General features: G+C 26.2%; 3 protein-coding genes. All 3 read right to left on the reverse strand.

Features of this window, described 5'->3' with window-relative positions; translation table 11 throughout:
- Positions 1-82: 82 nt before the first annotated feature.
- The gene (locus DW963_RS13035) at positions 83-379 is read right to left on the reverse strand and encodes a hypothetical protein (protein WP_117916349.1); all 297 of its coding nucleotides are present in this window, start codon (positions 377-379) and stop codon (positions 83-85) included.
- Positions 380-1,105 carry an O-antigen ligase family protein gene (locus DW963_RS13040; RefSeq protein WP_147347607.1) on the reverse strand — a complete coding sequence of 242 codons (726 nt, stop codon included), beginning with the start codon at positions 1,103-1,105 and terminating at the stop codon, positions 380-382. It abuts the gene before it with no gap.
- 404 nt (positions 1,106-1,509) lie between these two features.
- Positions 1,510-2,439: a capsular polysaccharide synthesis protein gene (locus DW963_RS13045; protein ID WP_286169403.1), complete on the reverse strand. Its 930-nt coding sequence runs from the start codon at positions 2,437-2,439 to the stop codon at positions 1,510-1,512.
- Between the last annotated feature and the right edge of the window lie 176 nt (positions 2,440-2,615).

Raw genomic sequence — 2,615 nt, forward strand, 5'->3', positions numbered from 1 at the left:
CCAACTCTATTTTTTTTGAACACTTATAAAAAATCTTCAAATTTTATATTATTTAACATCCAACTCTATTTTTTTTGAACACTTATAAAAAATCTTCAAATTTTATATTATTTAACATACAATGAAGTAATATATATAGTTCATATATTATTGAATAATAACTTGGTTCTTCTGTTTTTTCTTTCTTAGCAACTATTTTTTCTGCCTTTTTTCTGGTTTTGTAAAACATTTCTGGTTCAATTGTATATTTGAATTCAGCACTTAAACTATTAGCCCACATTTCTATAACAACATCCTCATTAATTTTTCTATGAACAATAGTATCAAAAAAATCAAAAAAAACATTTTCTGACTTATTTATTAACTCTTCATTATTCATTTATTTCTCCCCCTCATTTTTGATATTGTTTAGAGTACCCGCAAATAAAAATGGTATTGCATATGCTGCACATACATAATGATACAATCCATCAAATAATGCACCAAATGTTAATGTTAAAACAACAAAATAAAACAATTTAGTATCATAATTCCTTCTTCTTATAGATTTTAAGAAAGAGATAAATGCGTATAAATATACGCCAATACCTAACAGACCGTTAGTAATAAGTATATGTATAATATCATTATGACCCCATATATATGTATTAACAGATTTGAAATTTATATCATATATAAAATTATACCCATTACCTATCATCTTATGAAAATTATTAGAGCTAATGAATGCTTTAATATCAGCCTCCCAAAAAACACTACGTGAACTAGTTATAGTAGCAAGAACTCCACCATAATAACTCTCTGTAACATTGGTAAATCTGTTTCCTATTGAAGTTTGTAATACAAAAAATACAGTCAATGCTATTACAGGAATAATTGTAATATAATAATATCTTTTTTTCTTGAACAAACTATAATATGACATATTCGCAACTAATAAAGCTAAAATTAAATACGTCCTCACCTGTAATATAAATATTGCCACTAAAGGAATAATTAAATGAATACTAAATTTTTTATCATTCGTCATCTTAGCTATATACCAAACTATTGCTATAATTAAAAATGCAGATGATGCACTTCTATGTGAAAATTCTTCATTCATTGATGGACTTATTATTCTTAATACTATAAACAACACTTCCCAAAAATATATCGCTGTTTTTACAACATTCAAATGTTCTAAAACTGTATCTTGGAAGTTACCTATATAATTTTTAAAGTATAAAAGCAATAAAAAACCATAGTGGTAAATAAAAAATAATCATTTAAGTTATATAATTTTAATGTTCCTGTAATATATATTGAAATAAAGAATTCAACAGCAAGCATCACTATTGCTATAAATTCTTTTCTTTTCAAGTTCTTCATTGTCATGAAAAAAAACACAACGATTGAGATAGCAAAAATCAATTTATTGGTAATGCTTGATTAACAAACAATGTGGATATCGGTAAGAAAAGCATTATATATAAGACTATATCTTTTATTTTAATCATTAATATTCCTCTAAAATATATTTATAATATGTACCTTTTTTTTCTTTGTCATTTTCACTAACTTATATGTTAATTTATGAAACTGTGTTTGTTCTTTGATTGCATTCCACATTTTTTCATCATAAAAATCAAACAATCGCAAAAGAAGAATATGTGGTGTTGCATTGTCCCTTGGAATAATCTTTCCTAAATCAATGCTATATTTTTCTAAAACAATAGACATAAAATCATGAAACAAAAAATAATCCCACATAGAATTATTGTCTTTCCAATATTCATAACACAGCTCTCTAGTTGCCATTAGAATTTTATTATTTGTTTTAGCATTAATAAGCCAACTACTAATAAAATTCCCATGACCATCTCTGCCAGGTTTTAAACATTGATAAAAAAATAATTCTGAATTATAGAAATAATCTGGTGCCTTTCCTGTACAAAGTACCGTAGCATCTAACCATAATCCTCCATAGTTAATTAATAATTCTAGACGCATTAAATCCGTCATATGAGTGTGAGTGATAATTCCCTTCTTCCATTTATCAATAATATAATCAGGGAACGTTACATATTGTGACATATTTTCCGATGTAATAACTATTACTTCACTATTAGGATTATTATTCACCACAGAATTATAGCATTTTTGAACCAATTCAGGAGCATTCTCCATTCCTTGAAACCAACAAATCCAAATCTTATTTGATGTTGTATGTTCTCTGTCAACATAATTTTCATCAAACTCATTTAGCTTCCATTTATATTTTTTTTCTAATTTTTGCTTTGTCTTAAGAGTTGTTGATAAACGAAGAATTTCCAATGCTGTTCTGCTCTTTCCTAATAAAAGGAACTCACCTAATCCTGTTAAAAGTGCTCCTCCTTGCCAATATTGCTTAATGAGCTTCATTCCACCTTGTTTTCTAAATATTTCTTTTAAACCCATTTTTCTAACACCACCTAAGACAATTATTCTTCAAATTATTTAATTCGTTTAAGACTTATCTCTCTAAAGTTAATATTAAATTTATTCAATAACTTCATAATAAGATATAGCAACCATTCCGCATGAATCTTAGATATAGCAACCATTCCGCATGAATCTTATATATAAATAACATA

This window comes from Eubacterium sp. AM46-8 (assembly GCF_003466705.1).
Classification (GTDB): Bacteria; Bacillota; Clostridia; order Lachnospirales; family Lachnospiraceae; genus Lachnospira.

Bases quoted from the DNA above. Each gene is read 5' to 3' on its own strand.
- DW963_RS13040 (WP_147347607.1), bottom strand. From the start codon at position 1,105: ATGAATGAAGAATTTTCACATAGAAGTGCATCATCTGCATTTTTAATT.
- DW963_RS13035 (WP_117916349.1), bottom strand. From the start codon at position 379: ATGAATAATGAAGAGTTAATAAATAAGTCAGAAAATGTTTTTTTTGAT.
- DW963_RS13045 (WP_286169403.1), bottom strand. From the start codon at position 2,439: ATGGGTTTAAAAGAAATATTTAGAAAACAAGGTGGAATGAAGCTCATT.